This is a genomic window from Methylorubrum suomiense, from assembly GCF_022179765.1.
Taxonomy (GTDB): Bacteria; Pseudomonadota; Alphaproteobacteria; order Rhizobiales; family Beijerinckiaceae; genus Methylobacterium; species Methylobacterium suomiense.
This window is the reverse complement of record NZ_BPRE01000001.1, coordinates 183446-205240: the sequence shown is the minus strand read 5'-3', so window position 1 is coordinate 205240 and position 21795 is coordinate 183446. Positions and strand designations below refer to the sequence as shown.

At 68.5% G+C, this 21795-nt stretch carries 18 protein-coding genes; 10 read left to right on the top strand and 8 right to left on the bottom strand.

Going from position 1 to position 21795, the window contains the following annotated elements; translation table 11 throughout:
* Positions 1-23: 23 nt before the first annotated feature.
* Positions 24-1553, bottom strand: a complete 1530-nt coding sequence (gene glgA / locus MFF26_RS00915) for a glycogen synthase GlgA (protein WP_137830341.1) — start codon at positions 1551-1553, stop codon at positions 24-26.
* A gap of 189 nt (positions 1554-1742) precedes the next feature.
* The gene (locus tag MFF26_RS00910; protein ID WP_238307390.1) at positions 1743-3359 is read right to left on the bottom strand and encodes an alpha-amylase family glycosyl hydrolase; all 1617 of its coding nucleotides are present in this window, start codon (positions 3357-3359) and stop codon (positions 1743-1745) included.
* Positions 3360-3695: 336 nt separating this feature from the next.
* On the opposite strand from MFF26_RS00910, the gene MFF26_RS00905 reads away from it, so the two are divergent.
* Positions 3696-6230, top strand: coding sequence for a glycogen/starch/alpha-glucan phosphorylase (locus MFF26_RS00905; protein ID WP_137830343.1), 2535 nt, complete (start codon positions 3696-3698; stop codon positions 6228-6230).
* Positions 6231-6491: 261 nt separating this feature from the next.
* Here MFF26_RS00905 and MFF26_RS00900 read toward each other — a convergent pair whose 3' ends face one another.
* Complete coding sequence (locus MFF26_RS00900) at positions 6492-6674, bottom strand: hypothetical protein (RefSeq protein WP_137830344.1); 183 nt, start codon at positions 6672-6674, stop codon at positions 6492-6494.
* A gap of 270 nt (positions 6675-6944) precedes the next feature.
* On the opposite strand from MFF26_RS00900, the gene MFF26_RS00895 reads away from it, so the two are divergent.
* The 5 genes from MFF26_RS00895 to MFF26_RS00875 all read left to right on the top strand — a co-directional run bounded on the left by MFF26_RS00895 (position 6945) and on the right by MFF26_RS00875 (position 10868).
* A complete protein-coding gene (locus tag MFF26_RS00895) occupies positions 6945-8393 on the top strand; it encodes a homospermidine synthase (protein ID WP_238307389.1) in 1449 nt (482 codons plus the stop codon).
* A gap of 74 nt (positions 8394-8467) precedes the next feature.
* Positions 8468-9028: a Uma2 family endonuclease gene (locus MFF26_RS00890; protein WP_238307388.1), complete on the top strand. Its 561-nt coding sequence runs from the start codon at positions 8468-8470 to the stop codon at positions 9026-9028.
* Positions 9029-9098: 70 nt separating this feature from the next.
* Positions 9099-9653 carry a Uma2 family endonuclease gene (locus MFF26_RS00885; RefSeq protein WP_137830347.1) on the top strand — a complete coding sequence of 185 codons (555 nt, stop codon included), beginning with the start codon at positions 9099-9101 and terminating at the stop codon, positions 9651-9653.
* Between the two features lie 16 nt (positions 9654-9669).
* On the top strand, positions 9670-10011 hold the full coding sequence (locus tag MFF26_RS00880; RefSeq protein WP_137830348.1) for a hypothetical protein: 342 nt from the start codon (positions 9670-9672) through the stop codon (positions 10009-10011).
* A gap of 5 nt (positions 10012-10016) precedes the next feature.
* Positions 10017-10868, top strand: a complete 852-nt coding sequence (locus MFF26_RS00875) for a DUF1206 domain-containing protein (RefSeq protein ID WP_137830349.1) — start codon at positions 10017-10019, stop codon at positions 10866-10868.
* Between the two features lie 153 nt (positions 10869-11021).
* On the opposite strand, the gene MFF26_RS00870 is transcribed toward MFF26_RS00875, so the two are convergent.
* Entirely contained in the window at positions 11022-11540 is a 519-nt protein-coding gene (locus MFF26_RS00870) for a hypothetical protein (RefSeq protein WP_171015511.1), read from the bottom strand.
* Between the two features lie 330 nt (positions 11541-11870).
* Between MFF26_RS00870 and MFF26_RS00865 the strand changes: the two genes are divergently transcribed.
* Positions 11871-13871, top strand: a complete 2001-nt coding sequence (locus MFF26_RS00865; protein WP_238307387.1) for a polysaccharide biosynthesis protein — start codon at positions 11871-11873, stop codon at positions 13869-13871.
* Between the two features lie 95 nt (positions 13872-13966).
* On the opposite strand, the gene MFF26_RS00860 is transcribed toward MFF26_RS00865, so the two are convergent.
* Both MFF26_RS00860 and MFF26_RS00855 read right to left on the bottom strand, forming a co-directional pair.
* Positions 13967-14521: a hypothetical protein gene (locus MFF26_RS00860; RefSeq protein WP_137830350.1), complete on the bottom strand. Its 555-nt coding sequence runs from the start codon at positions 14519-14521 to the stop codon at positions 13967-13969.
* Positions 14522-14842: 321 nt separating this feature from the next.
* Positions 14843-15190, bottom strand: coding sequence for an ArsR/SmtB family transcription factor (locus tag MFF26_RS00855; RefSeq protein WP_137830351.1), 348 nt, complete (start codon positions 15188-15190; stop codon positions 14843-14845).
* A gap of 107 nt (positions 15191-15297) precedes the next feature.
* Between MFF26_RS00855 and MFF26_RS00850 the strand changes: the two genes are divergently transcribed.
* The gene (locus tag MFF26_RS00850; RefSeq protein WP_137830352.1) at positions 15298-16044 is read left to right on the top strand and encodes a glucose 1-dehydrogenase; all 747 of its coding nucleotides are present in this window, start codon (positions 15298-15300) and stop codon (positions 16042-16044) included.
* Between the two features lie 58 nt (positions 16045-16102).
* Here the strand turns inward: MFF26_RS00850 and MFF26_RS00845 are convergent, their stop codons facing one another.
* Both MFF26_RS00845 and MFF26_RS00840 read right to left on the bottom strand, forming a co-directional pair.
* Positions 16103-17026 carry an NAD-dependent epimerase/dehydratase family protein gene (locus tag MFF26_RS00845; protein WP_137830353.1) on the bottom strand — a complete coding sequence of 308 codons (924 nt, stop codon included), beginning with the start codon at positions 17024-17026 and terminating at the stop codon, positions 16103-16105.
* On the bottom strand, positions 17023-18042 hold the full coding sequence (locus MFF26_RS00840) for an MraY family glycosyltransferase (protein ID WP_137830354.1): 1020 nt from the start codon (positions 18040-18042) through the stop codon (positions 17023-17025). The genes MFF26_RS00845 and MFF26_RS00840 overlap by 4 nt, the downstream gene beginning before the upstream one ends.
* A gap of 367 nt (positions 18043-18409) precedes the next feature.
* Here MFF26_RS00840 and MFF26_RS00835 point away from each other — a divergent pair, with 367 nt between their 5' ends.
* Positions 18410-21265 (top strand): EAL domain-containing protein, encoded by a 2856-nt coding sequence (locus MFF26_RS00835; protein ID WP_373324337.1) that lies wholly within the window; start codon positions 18410-18412, stop codon positions 21263-21265.
* 121 nt (positions 21266-21386) lie between these two features.
* A complete protein-coding gene (locus MFF26_RS00830; RefSeq protein WP_137830356.1) occupies positions 21387-21752 on the top strand; it encodes a hypothetical protein in 366 nt (121 codons plus the stop codon).
* Positions 21753-21795: the final 43 nt, after the last annotated feature.

The window sequence follows — 21795 nt, the reverse complement described above, 5'->3', positions numbered from 1 at the left end:
CGGCATGCTCCCAAAACGGTCGTTCAGGCCGCCTTCCAACGCCGGGCCGCGTTGTTGCCGAAGGCGCGGGCGTAGAGGCCGCAATAGTTGAGCGCCGCCTGGTCCCAGCCGAACTCGCGCGACATCGCCGTGCGCCGCATGGCGTTGAGCCGCTTCTTCTGGCCGAATGTCGCGAAGGCGCGGGTGATCGCCGAGGTCAGGCCCCGGGGCGAGGCGTCGGCGAAGGTGAAGCCCGTCACCCCGTCCTCGACGGTATCGTTGAGGCCGCCGGTGCGGCGCACGATCGGCAGGGAGCCGAAGCGCTGGGCATACATCTGCGCCAGTCCGCAGGGCTCGAAGCGCGACGGCATCAGCAGGAAGTCGCTGCCGGCGAAGATGCGGCGCGCCTCGGTCTCGCGGAAGCCCACATGGACGCCGACATGGTCGGGATGGCGGCCGGCGAGATCGCGCAAGGCTTCCTCGAAGCGGCCCTCGCCCTGGCCGATCACCACCAGCTGACCGCCCTCGGCGACGATGGATTCCGCCGCGGCGATGCTGAGATCGATGCCCTTCTGATGGACGAGGCGGGAGACGATGGCGAAGAGCGGCCCGCGCGAGACCGCCATGCCGAACTGCTTGCGCACCTCGTCGGCATTGGCGCGCTTGCCCTTCCAGTCATCCGCCTCGAACGGCGTGGCCAGATGCGGATCGGTGCGCGGGTCCCAGCTCTCGTCGATCCCGTTGAGGATGCCGGTGAGCCGTCCCTGCGCCGCACGGGTCCGCAGCAATCCGTCGAGGCCGCAACCGCCCTCGGGGGTGGTGATCTCGCGGGCGTAGGTGTCGCTCACGGTGGTGACGTGCGAGGCGTGGTAGAGGCCCGCCTTCAGAAACGACAGCTGGCCGTAGAACTCCACCCCGTCCATCTGGAATGCGTAGTCCGGCGCCCCGATCCGCCCGAGATGCTCGCGCGGAAACAGTCCCTGATAGGCGAGGTTGTGGATCGTCAGGACGCTCGGACGGCGGATGCCGAGCCAGGCCATGTAGGCCGGTGCCAGGGCGGTCTGCCAATCGTTGAGATGCAGGAGGTCGGCCGACCAGAAGGGGTCGAGGCCGGCGGCCAGTTCGGCGGCAGCGCGGCCGAGGCGGGCGAAGCGCAGGTCGTTGTCGCCGAAATCGCCGCGCGCATCGCCGTAAGGCGTGCCATCGCGTACGTAGAGATCGGGAGCGATCAGCACGTAGACGCCGAGTCCGTCCGGGGTCGTGCCGTAGCCGAGATCGCAGGCCGGCACGCCCGCGAAGGCGCCGAGCCGGGCCACGATGGTGAGACCCTGCAGTCCGGCCAGTACGCTGGCATAACCGGGGATCAGCACCCGCACATCGTAGTGACGCCGCAGGGCACGCGGCAGCGCGCCCGCGACCTCACCGAGGCCGCCGGTCTTCACGAAATCCGCCATTTCCGGCGTGGCGTAGAGAATGCGGGGGAGAAGGGAGCGTTCGTTCTGAAGTTCGGAGCCGAATGCGGAATGCGTCGGTAACTCGGCAGCGAGCCGCTCGCCGAGATCCACATACGCCATCGGCTCGCCCCCACGCACCTGACGACGTCTACGAACCGGTTCGTTCGCTACCGCCGCGCTCAGCATCACAATGCTCCGGAAGGGCTTCTGTTCCGTTGCATCGCACAATTCAGGCCATGTTCAGATTAACATTCGCCGCCGGACGTCTGCAGTTGCGTCATGGAACTCATGCGTTGCGCGCGGGCATCATCAGCTGGACGGATGCGCACGCAGAACCACGCCCTCGTCGGGAGACAGGTGCAGCACATTGCCGGTCGCCTCGCCCGCGCGTCCCGGTCGGGTCGAGAGCAGGACGCTCCAAGTCTCCTGCTTGGCCGCATCGTCCTCGAGGGGAATACTCCGTTCGGCGCTCCCGAAATTGAGCAGGATGCGCAAGGTTTCGTCACCCTCGAATCGCTCGTAGGCAAACACTTCGGTGGCAAGGCTGGGGGGGAGGGGGACGCTCCGCCAGCCGCCGACCGACAAAGCGGGATGATCGCGGCGCAGCGACAGCAGGCGTCGGTAGAGGGTCAGAATCGAGCGGGAATCGTCTCGCATCGCATCGACGTTGCGCCGCTCGGCATCCTCCGTCTGCGGCAGCCACGGCTCGACGGCACTGAAGCCGGCATGCCGGCTGTCGTCCCACTGCATCGGTGTGCGCACCGGGTCACGTCCGTGGCCGGGCTCGTTGCGTTCCCAGGGATCCTGCACGCGGTCCGGGGGGATCGGCACGTGACCGAGGCCGATCTCGTCACCGTAATACAGCGTCGGCGTCCCACGCAGCGTCAGGAGCAGCATGGCGGCGACCCGCGCCTGCGCATCGCCGACGCGGGCGGCGATGCGGGGGCGGTCGTGGTTGCCGAGCACCCAATTGGGCCAGCCGCCCTCGGGGAGCGCCGCCTCGTATTCCGCCACCAGGGCGGCAACGGCATCGGCCTGCCAGGGTGTTTCGAGAAGCTGGAAGTTGAACGGCAGGTCGGCCGCTTCCAAATCCGGACCGTAATAGGTCACGAGCCTCTCGACCGGCAGGTAGATTTCGCCGATCAGCACCCGCTCGCCGAACTCCCGAAGCACGGCGCGCATGCCGCTGATCACCTCGATCACCTCCGGCCGATCGCAGGAATACACCTGGGAGAACCGGTTGATGCCGGGCTGATGCGGCGCGAAGTCCGGGTTCTGCGGATTGTCGCGGAATCCCTCGTCCTTGATGAGGTGCCAGATCACGTCGACGCGAAAGCCGTCGACGCCCCGCTCCAGCCAGAAGCGCAGCACGTCGTGCATCGCCGCGCGCACCTCCGGATTGCGCCAGTTGAGGTCCGGCTGCTCGGCGAGGAAGGCGTGGTAGTAATATTGGCCGCTCGCCTCGTCCCGGGTCCAAGCCGGTCCGCCGAAATTCGAGAGCCAGTTGTTGGGCGGTCCGCCATCCGGCGCCGGATCGCGCCAGAGATACCAGTCGCGCTTCGGATTCTCGCGGCTCGCCCGACTTTCGACGAACCAGGGATGCGCGATCGAGGAATGGTTCGGGACGAAATCGAGGATGACTTTGAGCTTGCGCCGATGCGCCTCGGCGATCAGCGCATCGAAATCCTCGAGGGTGCCGAAGAGCGGATCGACCGCCCGGTAATCGGCCACATCGTAGCCGAAATCGGCCATCGGCGAGCGGTAGAACGGCGAGATCCACACCGCATCGACGCCGAGCCAGGCGAGGTGCTCGAGCCGCGCGGTGATGCCGGGCAGATCGCCCACACCGTCGCCGTTCGTGTCCTGAAACGAGCGCGGATAGACCTGATAGACGGTCCCGGTCTTCCACCAGATCGTCTCGGGCATCGAACCTCCCGGGCGTCGGCACCGGGGTCGTCCCAAGATGGGACGCCATCGGTACGCTTTCTTACAAGTGGGGTAGGGCCGTTCAGCTAGTCTTCAAGTGAGAGGGCTCAATTCGCGGTCTGGGGCCCTGCGAAACCGGGGATCTTGTGTCAACCAGGACACAGCCTCACGGGCACGGCGCTTGCAAAGGCGATCTCGGCCCGATGTATCTCGACAAGTCTCTGCATCCGCAACACCGTGCGGGCGCAGGGCCGTCGGTCCTCGTCCCGCCACAAGAAGCGGGCAGGGTACGATGCATTTCCGATCAAATCGGCTGCGACGAAGGGGGTTAGTCCAGTGCTGAACGAAACTTTGTCCGTTCTCGTTCGGAACGGCGAAGCGGATACATCCGCTTCTTCCTCGAAATCGGTCAAGGCCGCCGCCACATATGTGAAGCCGCGCCACGCCGATGATCGCGATCCCGTGGTCGCGCTGCGCGAGGATATCCGCGCCAAGCTCATCTACGTGCTCGGCAAGACCCCGGAGAGCGCGCGCGACCGCGATTGGTTCGCCGCGACCGCGCTGGCGCTGCGCGACCGGATCGTCGATGCCTGCCACGAGGGGCAGGCCGGCACCGTGCCGGACAAGCGCGTCTATTACCTCTCGCTCGAATTCCTCATCGGCCGGCTTCTGTCGGACGCGATGAACAATCTCGGCCTCGTCGAGGCCACCAAGCAGGCCCTGCGCGATCTCGGCGTCGACCTGAACGAGGTCGAGGGGGCCGAACCCGACGCCGCCCTCGGCAATGGCGGTCTTGGGCGGCTCGCCGCCTGCTTCATGGAGAGCATGGCGAGCCTCTCGATCCCCGCGATCGGCTACGGCATCCGCTACGACCACGGCATCTTCCGTCAATCGCTGGAGGATGGCTGGCAGCGCGAGGCGCCGGAGACGTGGCTCTCCGAGGGCAATCCGTGGGAATTCGCCCGCCAGGAATCGACCTACAAGATCGGTTTCGGCGGCCATGTCACCATGACGAGCCACGGCGATCACCATATCCGCCGCCACTGGCACCCGGCCGAGACCGTCAACGCGGTGGCCTACGACATTCCGGTCGTCGGCTGGCGCGGTCAACACGTCAACATGCTGCGCTTATGGAAGGCGGAGTCGGACGCCCCCGTCGAACTCGCCCGCTTCAACGCCGGCGACCATGTCGGCGCGGTGGCGGGGCGCGCCCGGGCCGAGGCGATCTCGCGGGTGCTCTACCCGAGCGATTCCTCCGCCGAGGGGCAGGAACTGCGTCTGCGCCAGGAATACTTCTTCACCTCCGCCTCGCTGCAGGACCTCGTGCGCCGGCACGTCGCCGAGCGCGGCTCCCTGCGCACCCTGCCCGACCACGCCGCGATCCAGCTCAACGACACGCACCCGGCCATCGCGGTGCCGGAACTGATGCGCATCCTGCTCGAGGAGCACGACTTCCTCTGGGAGGAGGCGTGGCAGGTCACCTCCAACACCCTGCACTACACCAACCACACCCTGCTGCCCGAGGCGCTGGAGACCTGGCCGGTGGAGCTGATGGAGCGGCTGCTGCCGCGCCACATGCAGATCATCTACCTGATCAACTGGCTGCACCTCGAAGCCCAGAGCAAGAACGCCAAGGGGGGCGCTGCCCACATCGCCGCCGTCTCGCTCATCGACGAGTCGCACGGACGGCGCGTGCGCATGGGACCGCTGGCCTTCCACGGCTCCCGGCGGGTCAACGGCGTCTCGGCGCTGCACAGCGAGTTGTTGAAATCGACGGTGTTCAAGGATCTCCACGAGATCGAGCCCGAGAAGATCATCAACAAGACCAACGGCATCACCTTCCGCCGCTGGCTGCACAACGCCAATCCGGAACTGACGGCGCTCGCCGTCGAGACGATCGGCGCGGGCGTGCTCGACGATCCGACCGAACTCACCAAGCTCGTGCCCTATGCCGACGATGCGGAGTTCCGCACGCGCTACGCGGCGATGCGCAAGCTGCGCAAGAAGCGTCTCGCCCAGGTGATCGCCGAGCGCACCGGCATCGCGGTCGATCCGACCGCCCTGTTCGACGTGCAGATCAAGCGCATCCACGAGTACAAGCGCCAGCTCCTCAACCTCGTCGAGACGGTGGCCCTCTACCAAGCGATCAAGAAGGCGCCGCACAAGGATTGGACGCCTCGCGTCAAGATCTTCGCCGGCAAGGCGGCGCCGAGCTATGTCCAGGCCAAGCTCATCATCAAGCTCGCGGGCGACATCGCCAAGGTCGTCAACGAGGATCCGGATGTCGGCAATCGGCTGAAGGTGGTGTTCCTGCCGAACTATTCGGTGAGTCTCGCCGAGGTGATCATCCCGGCTGCCGACCTCTCCGAGCAGATCTCGACCGCCGGCATGGAGGCCTCGGGCACGGGCAACATGAAGCTCGCGCTCAACGGCGCGCTCACCGTCGGTACGCTCGACGGCGCCAATATCGAGATCAAGGATCACGTCGGGGCGGAGAACATCTTCATCTTCGGCCTCGACGCCGAAGGCGTGCTGCAGCGCATCGACGAGCCGGCCTACGCCAACAAGGCGATCTCGGCCTCGCCCCGTCTCGCCGCCGCGCTCGATGCCATCGGCAGCGGTGTCTTCTCGCCGGACGAGCCGCGCCGCTTCGCGCCGCTCATCGACGAGCTGCGCCACCGCGATCGCTACCTGACCACCGTCGATTTCGATGATTACTGGCGCGTCCAGCGCGAGATCGATGCCGCGTGGCGCCGTCCGGCTCAGTGGTGGCGCACCGCCATCCTCAACACCGCCCGGATGGCGTGGTTCTCCTCCGACCGCTCCATGCGGGAATATGCGGAGGAGATCTGGCAGGTGAAGCTCGACTGACGCTCACGTCTCGATCGGAAACGCAAAGCGGGCAGGGGAGGCGGGTGCCGTCCCTGCCCGTTTCATGTCCACGCCTCTCCCACCCATCCCCCACATCCTGAGGTGCCGCGAAGCGGCCTCGAAGGAGGTCTCCAGGGATCGTGCGGCTGGCTGGAGCCCTTCTTCGAGGCTCCGCCTTCGGCGACGCACCTCAGGGTCAGGGGGATTGGGTCGGCCTACGGTACTGCCGATCCATCGGCCGTGCCGTGCCTTCCGAGAGAATCAGCGCGCGTTGTGCGGCCAGGCCGTGGCCGAGGCGAACAGGCCGATCCCTTCGCCCGCGCGACCACCCGCAGATCGACGGGCGCTGCGGACGAGGGCGGCGAGGAGGGTGATGATGCCCGGATCGCGGTCGATCGTCTCGACCTCCGGATGGACGGGCTGGGCGGTCAGAATGGTCAGCATGGGCTCGGATCCCCTGTGCGGCTTGGATCCTGGGCGTCGCTCCCTTGTTGCGGTGCAATATAGGCGCTTCTCCGATGGGCGCGCCCCATGGGATGTCCGCCGCAGACCTGCATGCAGGTCATGCCGACGCGCCGAGACCTTCACAGTTTTGCAATATTCTCCTGTCTCGCCCTGTTGACCGCGTCGCGCCGAACCGTCATCCGCTCGTCACTTCCAGGCATCACTGACGCCGCTCTCATACGACGAGCAGCCCGACGAGGAGGGTTCCACATGTCCGACGGTCAGCAGAAGGATTGGCCCGTCCACGGCCACATCACCGGTCCGATCGTGATGATCGGCTTCGGTTCGATCGGTCGCGGCACGCTTCCCCTGATCGAGCGGCATTTCACCTACGACAAGAACCGTTTCACGGTGGTCGAGCCCTCCGACGCGCACAAGGATCTCGCCGAGCAGCACGGCCTGCGCTTCGAGCAGGTGGCGCTGACGAAGGAAAACTACCGCGATGTCCTGACCCCCCTTCTCACCGAGGGCGGCGGCCAGGGCTTCTGCGTGAACCTCTCGGTCGACACCTCGTCGCGCGACATCCTCGAGCTCTGCCGCGAACTCGGCGCGCTCTACATCGACACCGTGGCCGAGCCCTGGGCCGGCTTCTACTTCGACAAGAGCCTCACCCAGGCCGACCGCACCAACTACGCGCTGCGGGAGAACATTCTCGACGCCCGTCGTGCGTCGCCGGGCGGCCCGACCGCGGTGTCGTGCTGCGGCGCCAATCCCGGCATGGTGTCCTGGTTCGTCAAGCAGGCGCTCCTGAACATCGCCAAGGATACCGGCGTCACCGATCCGGAGCCCAAGACCCGTGAGGAATGGGCGGCGCTGATGCACAAGGTCGGCGTGAAGGGTGTCCATATCGCCGAGCGCGACACTCAGCGGGCCAAGCATCCCAAGCCCATGGGCGTGTTCGTCAACACGTGGTCGGTCGAGGGCTTCGTCTCCGAGGGCAACCAGCCGGCGGAGCTCGGCTGGGGCACGCACGAGACCTGGAAGCCGGCGAATGCCGAGGGCCAGACCAAGGGCTCGCGCTGCGCGATCTTCCTGCTCCAGCCCGGCGCCGACACCCGCGTCCGCACCTGGGTGCCCACCGTCGGCGCGCAGTTCGGCTTCCTCGTCACCCACAACGAGGCGATCTCGATCGCCGACTACTACACCGTGCGCGAGAACGGTGAGGCGGTCTACCGCCCGACCTGCCACTACGCCTACCACCCGGCCAACGACGCCGTCCTCTCGCTCCACGAGATGTGGGGCAATGCCGGCAAGGTGCAGGAGACGCAGCATATTCTCGACGAGAACGAGATCGTCGACGGCATCGACGAGCTCGGCGTGCTGCTCTACGGCCACGAGAAGAACGCCTATTGGTACGGCTCGCAGCTCTCCATCGAGGAGACCCGCCGCGTCGCCCCCTACCAGAACGCGACGGGCCTTCAGGTGACCAGCGCCGTGCTCGCCGGCATGGTCTGGGCCCTGGAGAACCCGGAGGCCGGCATCGTCGAGGCCGACGAGATCGATTTCCGCCGCTGCCTCGAAGTGCAGACGCCGTATCTCGGCCCGGTCGTCGGCGTCTACACCGACTGGACCCCGCTCACCGACCGCCCCGGCCTGTTCCCGGAGTACATCGACACGAGCGATCCCTGGCAGTTCCGCAACGTGCTGGTCCACCGCTGAGGTGAGACGGGGCCGCCCGCGACAGGGCGGCCCCGCGATGCTACGCTGCAGGTCTTGTGGCGGAGGCTCGGGCGATGGCTGTTGCGGTTCGGCGCGACACCCGTATGCGGGTGGCCGAATACAAGGAATGGGTGGCCGCCCGGCCCGAAGGCGAGCGCTGGGAGCTGATCGACGGCGTGCCGGTGATGATGGCCCCGCCGGCTTACCGGCATCAGCAGATCGTCTCTAACCTTGAAGCGGCCTTGCGTCGCCTCGCCCGTCCGCGAGGCTGCTGGGCCCTGTCCAACCTCGCCGTCCTGAGCGACGCGTTCGACGATTATGCGCCGATCCCGGATGCGCTGGTGCACTGCGGGGTCGCACTGAAGGACGGCTACGTGAGCGATCCGCTTCTGGTGGCCGAAGTGCTCTCGCCCTCCACCATGATCAACGATCGCGGATACAAGGCGGACTTCTATCAATCGGTCCCGTCTCTCCAGACGCTCCTTCTGATCTATCCGGACGAGGCACGGATCGAGGTCTGGCGACGGGCGGCCGAGTGGACTCTGCGATTTGCCGGCTCCGGCGAGTCCATTGACCTGCCCGAACTTGGCGGTGCTCTCGCCGTGGCAGATGTCTACGACGGGATCGACTTCTGAGCGTCGATGCCCGCATTGGCTGCTCGCCGAGCGGATGCTAGCCTCCACGAGCTCCTCTGGAGGATCGGCAATGGCCGTGGCGGTTCGGCGCGACCCCGGCATGGGCGTTGCGGAGTATCAGGAATGGGGCGCGGGGCGGCCCGACGAGGAGCGTTGGGCGCTCATCGACGGCGAACCCATGCTCATGGCGCCGCCGAGCGAGCGGCATCCGATGAACGTCGCGAACCAGCTTCGACATCTCGCATCGGTTGCGCGTGATCGCGGTGGCCGTGCGATCCCGGGAATTGCGGCGCTGAGCGATGCGATGGATACCTTCGCACCGATCCCGGACGTGATGATCCGGTGTGGGTCGATGCTGCGAGAGGGCTACGCCCGCGATCCCGTCCTCGTGGCCGAGATGCTCTCTGCCTCGACCATGAGCCGCAAGACCGATTTCTGTCGCAGCATCGCCTCGCTTCGGGTGCTCCTGATCGTCTATCAGGACGAGCCGCGCATCGAAGCGTGGCGTCGAGAGGCGGGTGGGGATGGGACGAAGCAGGCCCGTGGCCCCGGCGAGACGATCGATCTGCCTGAACTCGGCGGCCGGCTCGCCGTTGCCGACATCTATGACGACATCGACTTCTGACGCGAGCGGTCCGCCCTTGCCCCATTTCGAAGATTTCTACGCCAACAAGCTGCGCGGCTCCCTCGGCGTCACCGACGCCGAATCCGTGCTCGACCTGCGCGAGGCCAACCGCCCGACGGCGGAGGCCTCGATCGGCGACATGCTGGAGCGCAGCCGCTTCGCCAAGGGCAAGACGGTGGCGGTGCGCCTCGCCGCACCGCCGGAGGGCGGGGGCGAAACCCTGTTCCAGCCGGTCGGGCGCCTGCTGCTGGACGCCAAGCGGCGGGGCTGGATCGAGCGCCTGCAGACCTTGCCGGCGGGCGACGGGCTCGGCTTCTACGTGGCGCTGGCGGGCAAGCCCGCGCGTGAGCGCGACTGACCCGGATGGCCTGGAGTCGGAACGACAACGCCCTCGAACATCTCGCCCGCTTCGGCTTCGGAGCGCGCGGTCTCGTCTATTGCGTCGTGGGCGTCCTTGCCCTGCTCGCGGCGCTCGGCCAAGGTGGCGCGGCCGGTGACAGCAAAGGCGCGCTGCGGGCCGTGCTCGGCGGGCCGTTCGGTGCCGTCGTGGTCGGGCTGATCGCCCTCGGTCTCGCGGGGTTTGCGCTCTGGCGCCTCGTCGAGGGCGTCACCGATGCCGACCATCGTGGCAATGCGCCCAAAGCGCTGGCGGTGCGGGGGGCGCACCTGATCAGCGCCGTCGTCTATGCCGGCCTCGCCCTCACCGCCGGCCGGCTCGCCTTCGGCATCGGCCGGGCCTCCGCCGGCGGGGACGGGGTGCAGGACTGGACCGCGTGGCTCCTGCGCCAGCCCTTCGGGCCCTGGCTCGTCGGGCTCGCGGCTCTGGGCGTGGCGGCGGCCGGGTTCGCCTACGCCGCCAAGGCCTGGAAGGGCAATGTGACCGACCGGCTGTCGCTGCCCGGCGACGGCGAGCGCTGGGCGAAGCCCGTCGGCCGGTTCGGCTACGCGGCGCGCGCCGTCGTGTTCCTCATCATCGCGGGCTTCCTCGCCACCGCCGCCTGGACGCAGGGGCTGTCCGAGGCGCACGGCCTGTCCGGTGCCTTCGCCGCGCTGAGGGCGCAGCCCTATGGCTGGGTGCTGCTCGCGGTCGTTGCCGCAGGCCATTTCGCCTTCGGCGCCTTCGGCCTGATCCAGGCGCGCTACCGCCACATCGACGCGCCGGACATGGGGGATGCGGACGCCGCGCTGGCCCGGGCGAAGCGCGCGGTCGGGTGAACCGGGCGCCCACGCCGAACTTCGAAGCGGGTGCCGAAGGGCTTCGTGTGGGCGTGGTGGGCCGTACCGATGATGCGTGACCCTTCGCGCCGGCCATCGGCCAAAGGAAAGGGCCGCCCGAGGGCGGCCCTGATCGTCGTCGCTGGGAAGCGCTCAGTACCCGTAGGCACCGTAGCCGCCGTAGCCATAGACCGGGCGGCGATAGCCGTAACTCTCGTATCCGTCGTCGTAGCCGCCGTAGCCGACCGGAGCGTAACCCCCGTACCCGCCATAGCCACCACCATAGCCGCCGTAGCCTATGGCTGAGCCGAGAGCGAGGCCGCCGAGGAGGCCCAGGCCGAGACTGGAGCCCCGACCGTAACCGCCACGGTAACCACCGTAGCCACCGCGATATCCGCCGCGGTAGCCACCGTAGCCGCCCCGGTATCCTCCGAACCCGCTCCCGCGGTAACCACCGCCGTAGCCGCGACCCGCGAAACCGCCGCCGCCGAAGCCGCGACCACCGCCGAAGCCGCGACCGCCACCGAAGCCCCCGCCGCCGCCGTGGAAGCCGCCACCGCCGAAGCCCCCGCGCGCTTCGGCCGGAGCCGCCGCGAGGACGCCGAGACCGAGGAAGGCGCTCGCCGCGAGAGCGGCCTTGCGCATCATCATGTGATTGTGTGTTTTGCTCATGATGGTCCAACCCACGCGTTTGGGTTGTGTTCATCGTCCGTGTGACGAAACGCACAGATTATCGGAGCGGGCGCTCACGCGCGTCGACATCCTTCTTACTTGGTCGGGCGAAAGGTTCCGAGGGACCGGGTCGAACGGGACCGCAACTGTTCCGGGAAGTGGTGGCGAGGGCGGCGGATCTCCCCCATCCTGTTCGGATCGGCTGCGCGGGAGCGGAAGCGGACGGTTGGCCCCCTCTCGATGCCGGAACGAAGCACGACCGACGAAGGGGCCGCGTTGACATCCCCCGGAGCGACGTCGATACCGCGGCCCGCATTCACAAAAAGCACCATGCAGAAGCGCACCCTCAAGACGGCGGTGATGGTCGCCCACGATCTGGCCGCCACCGCGGCGGCCGTGGTGCTGACGTTCGTCTTTCGCTTCCAAGGCGAGCTGCTGGCGGAGCGCCTGCATGCCCTGCCGCTGCTGCTGCCGCCGTTCCTGGCCTATGCGGCGCTGATCTACGCGTGGTTCAAGCTCTACCGCACCAAGTGGCGCTTCGCCTCGCTGCCCGATCTCGCCGGCATCGTCCGCGCCGCCAGCGTGATGGCGCTGACGCTGCTCATCCTCGACTACGTGCTGGTCTCGGCAAATCTCTACGGGTTCTACTTCTTCGGCAAGATCGCCATCCTGCTCTACTGGGTCCTGCAGGTCTTCCTGCTCGGCGGTCCCCGCCTCGCCTTTCGCTACCTCAAATACGCCCGATCCCGGCAGAGCCACGCCCGAACCGCCACCACGCCGACGCTGCTGCTCGGGCGAGGCGCCGACATCGAGGTGGTGCTGCGGGCGATCGAGTCGGGCTCGGTCAAGCGGCTCTCCCCCAAGGGGATCCTGTCGCCCCGCGCCGACGAGGCCGGACAGATGATGCGCGGCGTGCCCGTGCTCGGCGGCTTCCGGGATCTGGAGCAGGTGGTGGCCGATCTCGGCAATCGCGGCCTGCCGGTGCGCCGCCTCGTCGCGACGCCGAGCGCCCTGGCGCCGGAATCCGAGCCCGACGACCTGATCGCCCGTGCCCGGCGGCTCGGCCTGCCGCTCGCCCGCGTCACCAGCCTCGGCGAGGGGATGCGGGACGCCGAACTCGCGCCCCTGGAGATCGAGGATCTGCTGCTGCGCCCCACCGTCGCCATCGATCGGCCGCGCCTCGAAGGGTTCCTGGCCGGCGCCCGCGTCGTGGTGACCGGCGGTGGCGGCTCGATCGGCTCGGAGATCTGCGCCCGCGCCGTCGCCTTCGGCGCCTCGGCCCTCCTCGTGATCGAGAATTCGGAGCCGGCGCTGCACGGCGTGCTGAACAGCCCGGCCCTGCTCCAGGCCGAGGCCGAGGTGCAGGGGGCCATCGCCGATATCCGCGACGCCGAGCGGCTCGGTGCGGTCATCGCCGCGTTCCGCCCGACCTATGTGTTCCACGCCGCCGCGCTCAAGCAGGTGCCGTATCTGGAGCGCGACTGGGCCGAGGGCATCAAGACCAACGTGTTCGGCTCGATCAACGTCGCCGCGGCCACCGTGGCGGCGGGGGCCCGGGCGCTCGTGATGATCTCGACCGATAAGGCGATCGAGCCGGTCTCGCAGCTCGGCGTCACCAAGCGCTTCGCCGAGATGGTGGCCCAGGCCCACGATGCGGAGCAGGCAGGCACGGGATCGACCCGCCTCATCGCCGTGCGTTTTGGCAACGTGCTGGGTTCGGTCGGCTCGGTGGTGCCCGTGTTCAAGGCGCAGATCGCCCGCGGCGGCCCGCTCACCGTCACCCACCCCGAGATGGTGCGCTACTTCATGACCGTGCGCGAGGCCTCCGACCTCGTGCTCACCGCCGCCTCCCACGCCGATGCGGAGGGGCGGGGCGCCACGGGCGAGCAGCGTGCGGCGGTCTACGTCCTCAAGATGGGCCAGCCCGTCCGCATCCGGGAATTGGCCGAACGGATGATCCGGCTCGCGGGCTTCGAGCCCGACGAGGATATCGAGATTCAGGTCACCGGCGCGCGGCCGGGGGAGCGCCTGAACGAGATCCTTTTCGCCCGCGAGGAGCCGCGGGTGACGCTCGACGGCATCGACGGGGTGATGGCAGCCAAGCCGGTCTTCGCCGACCGTACCGTTTTGGATGCCTGGATTCTTCGCCTGCGGGAGGCCGTGGCGGCCGGCGACCGGGCGGCGGCCGAGGCGGTGTTCGAAGAGGCGATCCCGGATTTCCGCCATCGGGCGCGGGCAGTGCCTTCACCTGTGTCGAACGAGCTGTCAGGTTCCACGTCGGACGATGAGTCTGCCGAGCGGCCACACATCACGAGCGCCTCAACGGTTTGACCTCCGCATTGCGAGGAGAAGTCGCAGCATTCCGGCGCTATACAACCTCCAAAAAGCAGCTCCGCTAGCCACCTGTGTGTCGCGAGATCGCTGCTTCACCCGATGGTCTTGCGCTTCAAGTATTCGAAGGCCGATGACACAGCTGCGCCTGTCGTGTCGGCGACGTTCGACACCGTTTCGAGTGCCGTCGCTCCGAAGCCGACTTCCGTTGCGATGGGCGTGTGCGGCGCTGCCGTGTCGGGGCTGAGGCGGGACGCCGCGAGCTGAATGACCCGGCGGTCATTCTCCATGAGCGTCGCGATGTCGACATCGGTCATCGCGATCAAGCTCGTTCCGTCGACAAAGCGAACTTCGATCAATGCCTTCTGCTTCGGCCCTTCATCAAGTGCATTGAGCCCCGCGCCAAGGGCAGAGGCAGCCACATTAACCGGAGCAGTGAGATCCAGCTGCTGTGCCAGCGCTACCCCACCTCGAAGACTGTTCAACACCTGCGTGACAGTTGATTGCTTTTGGCCAACGCCGCCATGTACGATGATTTCCGCGATCATCTCGGCACCGCGTTCCGAGGACCCGGGTAGCTTGAAAAGACCCGTGTCGTACTCGCCCTGACCCCTTCCGCATTCGCCAGCCACGATCGTCAGGTCCGCCATGAATGATCGCTCGTGATTCAACCCCAGAGTGTGACCGTTTTAGTCCAGAATTGTTGGCTAGGAAATCAGTGCTAGCTGCACACAACCGTTCCGACCTAGATCGCAGTCGCATAATAATCGAGCGGCCATCGCCCAGTTCGACTTGGGTCTAAAGTGCCGTATCCGTGTGCTGCACTAGTGGTCAACTCGCGCCGCAAACTGCCTGCGCCGGTACAAGCGAATACGGCAAACAATCGATAACCGTCAGTTGACCGATTGCGCAGTTGACGGGCCGATGAACGCGGTCGGAACGGCGCTGATGCTCGGCCAGAACGGTGCAAGTTACGGCACCGTCGCCTCACACGCCTTCGCCCCGGCATAGGCGTTCATGATCGCGGAGAGCAGGCCGGGGAAGCGCGCTTCCACTTCGGCGCAGCGCGAGTGGTTGCGCATCTCCACGCCGTGGCGCTCGGACCGGATTAGTCCGGCTTCGCGCAGCACCTTGAAGTGGCTCGACAGAGACGATCTCGGGATCACCCGGTCGCCGAGCGACGACACGGCCGAACAGGCCTGAACGCAGCCGGCCTGCGTGATGCTGGCAAAGATCGCGGCGCGGGCAGGATCGGCGAGGGCATGCAGGATCGCTTCCGGCCGTACGTCCTCAATCGCAGGGTGAAACAGCGGTCGCATCATTCATCCATATGGGGTCTTGAACCGCGCTCCCTTAGTTCCGAATTTCTGAACTATGGGGCAAGGGCGACCGATCCGGTGCCGATCCCTGCGGAAGGGTAACACACATGGCAAAGCTCGATAGCAAGGTCGCCGTGGTGACGGGCGCCTCGAAAGGCATCGGTGCGGCGATCGCCAAGGCGCTGGCACGGGACGGCGCGAAGGTCGTCGTCAATTATGCGTCGAGCAAGGCGGGAGCGGACGCCGTCGTCGCGGCCATCGCGGCGGCCGGCGGCCAAGCGATCGCCGTGCAGGGCGACGTATCCCGGGCCGCCGAGGCGCAGGCCCTGATCGAGGCGGCAGTCGGGCAGTTCGGCCGGCTCGACATTCTCGTCAACAACTCGGGCGTCTACGAATTCGCGCCGATCGAGGAGGTGACCGAGGAGCATTACCACCGCCTGTTCGACATCAACGTGCTCGGCGTCCTGCTGACGACGCGCGCCGCCGCGCAGCATCTCGGAGAGGGCGGCAGCATCGTCAATATCTCGTCGGCGGCCACCCGCGTCCACATGCCGACCACGGTGGCCTATACGGCGACCAAGGGCGCGCTGAATGCGATCACCGGCGTCCTCGCCAACGAGCTGGCACCGCGGCGGATCCGCGTCAACGGCGTCAGCCCCGGCCTCGTCGTGACCGAAGGAACCCATACGGCCGGCGTCATCGGCTCGGAGATGGAGGCCGGCCTCGTCGCGCAGACGCCGCTGGGCCGCGCCGGCCAGCCGGACGATATCGCCGGCGTCGTCGCGTTCCTCGCCTCGGACGACGCCCGCTGGGTGACCGGCGAGGACATCGTCGCCAGCGGCGGCGTTCGCTGACCGAAGGTCTTGCATCGCATCGGCCCGAAAGCCGGCTCTCCCCTTTCGGGCCGATCCTCTAGCCACCGGCCCGCGCCAGGGCCGCGAGCCCGTCGCGCGTCGTCTGCACCGGCTGCCAGCCCAGGGCTGCCAACCCATCGGCGCGGGCGACGAGCGAGCCGGAGAGGCGGTCGAACACCTCCTGCCGTCCGGTGGTGCGGCAGGCGAGGTCGATCAGCGGGGTGGGGCAAGGCAGCAGGCCGGGCCCTCGGCCGAGGCCGGAGCGCATCGCGGCGATCATCTCGGGCAGGGTGAGGGGATCGGGATCGGCCACGATCAGCGGGCGGCCGATCGGGGCCGGCGCATCGAGCGCCGCCACCACGGCGCCGGCGAGGCTCTCCAGCGAGACCAGCGAGCGGTGGCCCGTCAGGCTCGCCAGAGGCAGCGGGTAGGGGGAGCGGGCGAGCCGGAGGAGTGCGGCCATGTTGCCCTTCACGCCCGCGCCGTAGACGAGCACCGGGCGCAACGCCACCCAGTCGAGCCCGATCTCGGCCAGCGCCTCTTCGGCCGCGAGCTTCGAGCGGCCGTAAGGATCGGTCGGGGCCGGCGCATCCGCGTCGGTGAGCGGGGTCGCGGCACTGGGGCCGGACTGCGCACGGATCGACGACAGGAACACGAAGCGTCCCACCTTCGCCCGCTGGGCCGCCTCGGCGAGCTTGCGCGTCGCCTCGGTGTTCGAGTTGCGGAAATCGTCCTCCGGCGCGCCGGACATGGCGTGGGCGAGACCCGCCGAATGCACCACGGCATCGACGCCGCTGAGGGCGGCGGCCATGTTCATCGGCCGGGCGAGATCGCCCACCACCGCGCTGCTCGCCCCCTCCGGCACCGCCACGGGCCGGCGCAGCAGCACGCGCACCCGGTCGCCCCGGGCCGAGAGCGCGGCGAGCAAATGACGCCCGATGAAGCCCGTCGCCCCCGTCAGCGCGATCAGTCGTCCCGTCACGCCCCATCTCCCTGTGCCGCTCGTCGCGGTGCCGCGAACTGGCGCAGAAGCCCCGCGACCAGCCCCGCCGCCAGGGCGAGGCCTCCGAGCGTGACCGGCCAGGACGGCCAAAGCAAGGTGACGAGGGCGATCCCGGCCAGGGCGCTCTGCAGGACGAAGACGCGGGCCACCACCTTCGGCACCGAGGCGCCGTTCACCGTGGCCACCTGATAGAAATGGCTGCGATGCGCCTGCCAGATCGCCTCGCCGCGCCGCAGCCGCCACAGCAGCGTCAGCGTCGCGTCGGCGACGGGATAGAGCGGCAGGATCAGCGCGGCGGCGAGCCCGCCCTCGGCGGCTAGACGAAACAGCAGCCACGCCACGATCAGGCCGACGGGCAGCGAGCCGACATCGCCCATGAACAGCCGCGCCACGGGCCGGTTGAACGGGGCGAAGCCGAGGAGCCCGCCGAGCAGGGCGCCCGCGACGAGCGCCGGTTCGGCCGCGTATCCGCCGACGATGCCGAGGCCGGCGAGGAAGGCGGTGAGCGGCACGAACTCGGCGACCGTCATCCAGTCGAGCCCGTCCATGAAGTTGACGAGGTTGACGAACCACAGGCCGGCGACGAGCGCCGCCGGCCCTTCCAGCCAGACCAGCCCGTCCGGCAGGAGGCGCCCCTGCGCCGTGGTCACGACGGCGGCGACCGCTCCGGCCTGGATCGCAAGGCGGATCGAGGCCGGCAACGGACGGATGTCGTCGACCGCGCCGATGCCGGCGAGCAGCAGCACGGCGAGCGCCAGAACCGGCAATTCCGGGCCGTCGCGCCCGAGACCGGCGATTGCGGCCAGGAGCATCGTCACGATCAGCGCCGCGCCGACGATGGCGATGCCGCCGCCCTGCGGGGTCGGCACCGTGTGGCTCGATCGGGCGTTCGGCCGGGCGAGGGCGTAGCGCTGCAGCAGAGGCCTCAGCAGCACGATCAACCCGGCGGAGAGCCCGGCCGCCAGCGGGACGGCGAGGAACGGGGCGAGATTCATGCGGCGCGCGCCCCGACGCAACGGCTGCCCATGCGTTCCCGCTGCGGGACGGCGGGCGGGCGAGGGTGGATGTCGTCCGGGCGTATCATGCCCCCGCTCTAACCGGCGCCGGGCAAGCGGGCGAGGGCTCGGCTTGTTTTGGCCGCAAAGCCGCGCGATCCGCTCAGGCCGCGGACCTCAACTGAGCGGTGGGTCGGGTTCCGCGCCCTCGTGCGGGCGCCTTGCGAGGGCAGGGCTCCGCCGATACGACTCTGGCCGACCGCTTCGCCGTCATCCCGTCCCGCCGCCTCGCCTTCGCCGGTCCAAGAAAAGCCCGTTGCGCACCCTGTCCCCGGCCCTCGCGGCCCTGACGGTTCTGGCTGGCCTGATGGTCGGCCTCCTCGGGGCTCTCACGCCCGCCCGCGCGGTCGAGGCCGTGCGCGTCACCCTCGACGCGCCGGCGGTGGATCTCACGCCGATGATCGAGCGCTACCGCTCGGACGGCGACCTGATTCAGATCTCCACCGCCCCGGGCAAGGATGGGATCGTGCGGCGCATCGCGGTCAAGGCGCGCGAGCCCGGCGCCCGGCCCGACTGGATGGTGTTCGCGCTCACCAACGACACCGACGAGCAGATCGACCGCCTGCTCGTCGCCCCGCATTTCCGCCTCGTGGGCTCCGGCGTGGTCTGGCCCGATCTCGGCGGCTCGCGCATCGCCGCCATCACGGCGAGCGAGGGCATCCGCCCCGAGCGCGACGAGAGCCTGGATGCCGACCAGTTCCTGATCACCATCGATCCGGGCACGACGGTCACCTACGTCGCGGAGCTGAAGGGCCCCAACGTCCCGCAGGTCTATCTCTGGGACCAGGATGCCTATCGCAAGAAGACGTCGGGCCTGACCCTATACAAGGGCATCATCATCGGCATTGCCGGCCTGCTGGCGCTGTTCCTCACAATCATCTTCGTCGTGAAGGGGGCGATCATCTTCCCCGCCGCCGCCGCGTTGTCCTGGGCGGTGCTTGCCTATGCCTGCATCGATTTCGGCTTCCTGCAACGGGTCTTCCCCGTCACTGAGGGCGCCGAGCGGATCTACCGCGCCTCCGCCGAGGCGGTGCTCGGGGCGACGCTCCTCGTCTTCCTGTTCGCCTACCTGAACCTGTCGCGCTGGCACGTGCGCTACAGCCACGTCGCCTTCTTCTGGCTGGTCTTCCTCGCCGGTCTGGTCGGGCTCGCGGTGTTCGATCCCCCCGTCGCGGCGGGCGTGGCGCGCATCTCCATCGCGGCGGTGGCGGGGGTCGGGCTTCTGCTGATCCTCTATCTCGCCGTCCATAACGGCTACGACCGGGCGATCCTGCTCGTGCCGACCTGGCTGCTGCTGCTGTTCTGGGTGGTGGCGGCGGGCTTCGCCATCACCGGGCAGATCGGCTCGGACCTCGTCCAGCCGGCGCTGATCGGCGGCCTCGTGCTGATCGTGATGCTGATCGGCTTCACCGTGATGCAGCACGCCTTCGCGGGCGGGGGGTTGAGCCACAGTCTCGTCTCCGACACCGAGCGCCGGGCGCTGGCCCTCATGGGCGCGGGCGACATCGTGTTCGACTGGGACGTGCCGGGCGACCGGGTCTTCGCCGGACCGGAGATCGAGGCGCAGCTCGGCCTCAAGCGCGGCGCGCTGGAAGGGCCGGCGGCCAACTGGCTCGGGCTCCTGCATCCCTTCGACGTGGAGCGCTACTCGGCGGCCCTCGATACGGTGATCGAGGAGCGGCGCGGTCGCATCGTCCACGATTTCCGCCTGCGCTCGGCGGCCGGGCCCTACGCGTGGTACCGGCTCAAGGCCCGCCCCGTGATCGGCACCGACGGCGAGGTGATCCGCATCGTCGGCACCATCAGCGACGTCACCGAGATCAAGACCGCCGAGGAGCGCCTGCTGCACGACGCCGTGCATGACAGCCTCACCGGCTTGCCCAACCGCGAATTGCTGCACGACCGGCTCGACGCGGCCCTGGCGCTCGCGAGCCAGGATCCGCGCCTGAAGCCGGCGGTGATCGTGATCGACATCGACCGCTTCAAGGCGATCAACGACGCCATTGGCCTCTCGGCGGGCGACTCGATTCTGCTCACCCTGTCGCGCCGGCTCGGGCGGCTCCTGCGCCCGCAGGACACGCTGGCCCGGGTGGCGGGGGACGAGTTCGCCGTGATCCTGCTCTCCGAGCGCGAGCCCGACCGCATCCTCGCCTTCGCCGAGATGATCCGCCGGGTAATCGCCACCCCGGTCACCTATGCGGACCGCGAGGTGTTCCTCACGGTCTCCGTGGGCGTCGCCCTGCACGATGCCGGGCCGGGCACGGCCGGCCAGCCCAAGCGCGACGAAGTGGTCAAGAGCGCCCAGATGGCCATGATCCAGGCCAAGCGCGGCGGCGGCGACCGCATCGAGATCTTCCGCGCCAACATGCGCACCGACCCGTCCGACCGGCTGATGCTGGAGGCCGACCTGCGCAAGGCGCTGGAGCGCAACGAGATCCGCGTGCTGTTCCAGCCGATCGTCCGTCTGGAAGACCGGACGGTGGCGGGCTTCGAGACGCTGCTGCGCTGGGACCATCCCAAGCTCGGGCGGATCGCGCCCGCGACCTTCCTGCCGGTGGCCGAGGAGATCGGCGTCATCGTCGCCCTCGGCAATTTCGCCATCGAGCGCACGGCCCTCGAACTCGCCGCGTGGCAGCGCTCGCTCGATGTTGAGCCGCCGATCTTCGCCTCGGTCAACGTCTCCTCGCGTCAGCTTCTGCGCCACGATCTCCTGCATGACGTGAAGACGGTGATCGCCCGCACCGGCGTGCTGCCGGGCTCGCTCAAGCTGGAACTGAGCGAGGGGCTGGTGATGGAGAATCCCGAATACGCCGCCCAGATGCTCACGCGCATCCACGATCTCGGCGCGGGACTTTGCCTGGACGATTTCGGCACCGGCTACTCGGCCCTGGCCTATCTTCAGCGCTTCCCCTTCGACACCCTCAAGATCGACCAGAGCTTCGTGCGTCAGATGGGGCAGGGCCGTACGGCGATGCTGCGCTCCCTGGTACGGATGGCGCAGGAACTCGGCCTGTCCGTCGTCGCCGAGGGCGCGGAATCCGAGGAGGATGCGCAGGGCCTGCAGGAACTCGGATGCGACTACGCTCAGGGCGCGGCCTTCGGCGAGCCGATGACCATGCTTCAGGCCCGCCAACTCGTCGGCGCCGCGCCCGAGGCCGCCTGATCACGCGACGGTGCGGCTGAGGCATCCGGTTTTTTAAACCTCCCTTAACCATACGAGAGCAAGGTCATCGCCATGTTCATGGGACGCCGATGCGCGTGCCCAACCGGCCCGAGGATGACCGATGAACGAGGCGCACAGACGCAGGGAGCCGGTCAACGGGAGCAGCGCGGTGCGGCGCCTGATGGCGCGCCCGATCCACGCTCACATCGCCGAGGCCGCCCGCCCCAGGCCGATCGCTCCCGACGTGACCGCGTCGCCCCCGGCAGACGAGAGTGTCGCTCCGGCCGCCCCTGCGACGGAGGACCTCGTGCGCCTGCGCATGGAAGTCCTGATGATGAAGGCAGCGCTCGCCGCCGAGCGCCGCGAGAGCGAGGCCCTGCGCTCCAGCCTGGGGCTTTCCGCTGCCGACACCCTCGGGGATGAGGCCCGGGCCGAGCGCGAGCGCTGGGCCGGCTTGGTGGGACGCCTGATTCACGGCGGACTCTGACGCCTCGCCCTGCGGGGCGGCGGATCGATCGACCTACCCCTTT

Bases quoted from the DNA above. Each gene is read 5' to 3' on its own strand.
- MFF26_RS00860 (WP_137830350.1), bottom strand. From the start codon at position 14,521: ATGGCGGACCTGACGATCGTGGCTGGCGAATGCGGAAGGGGTCAGGGC.
- MFF26_RS00885 (WP_137830347.1), top strand. From the start codon at position 9,099: ATGGCCGTGGCGGTTCGGCGCGACCCCGGCATGGGCGTTGCGGAGTAT.
- MFF26_RS00900 (WP_137830344.1), bottom strand. From the start codon at position 6,674: ATGCTGACCATTCTGACCGCCCAGCCCGTCCATCCGGAGGTCGAGACG.
- MFF26_RS00865 (WP_238307387.1), top strand. From the start codon at position 11,871: ATGCAGAAGCGCACCCTCAAGACGGCGGTGATGGTCGCCCACGATCTG.
- MFF26_RS00830 (WP_137830356.1), top strand. From the start codon at position 21,387: ATGAACGAGGCGCACAGACGCAGGGAGCCGGTCAACGGGAGCAGCGCG.
- MFF26_RS00840 (WP_137830354.1), bottom strand. From the start codon at position 18,042: ATGAATCTCGCCCCGTTCCTCGCCGTCCCGCTGGCGGCCGGGCTCTCC.
- MFF26_RS00855 (WP_137830351.1), bottom strand. From the start codon at position 15,190: ATGCGACCGCTGTTTCACCCTGCGATTGAGGACGTACGGCCGGAAGCG.
- MFF26_RS00895 (WP_238307389.1), top strand. From the start codon at position 6,945: ATGTCCGACGGTCAGCAGAAGGATTGGCCCGTCCACGGCCACATCACC.
- MFF26_RS00910 (WP_238307390.1), bottom strand. From the start codon at position 3,359: ATGCCCGAGACGATCTGGTGGAAGACCGGGACCGTCTATCAGGTCTAT.
- MFF26_RS00835 (WP_373324337.1), top strand. From the start codon at position 18,410: ATGGTCGGCCTCCTCGGGGCTCTCACGCCCGCCCGCGCGGTCGAGGCC.
- MFF26_RS00890 (WP_238307388.1), top strand. From the start codon at position 8,468: ATGGCTGTTGCGGTTCGGCGCGACACCCGTATGCGGGTGGCCGAATAC.
- MFF26_RS00850 (WP_137830352.1), top strand. From the start codon at position 15,298: ATGGCAAAGCTCGATAGCAAGGTCGCCGTGGTGACGGGCGCCTCGAAA.
- MFF26_RS00875 (WP_137830349.1), top strand. From the start codon at position 10,017: ATGGCCTGGAGTCGGAACGACAACGCCCTCGAACATCTCGCCCGCTTC.
- MFF26_RS00870 (WP_171015511.1), bottom strand. From the start codon at position 11,540: ATGAGCAAAACACACAATCACATGATGATGCGCAAGGCCGCTCTCGCG.
- glgA (WP_137830341.1), bottom strand. From the start codon at position 1,553: ATGGCGTATGTGGATCTCGGCGAGCGGCTCGCTGCCGAGTTACCGACG.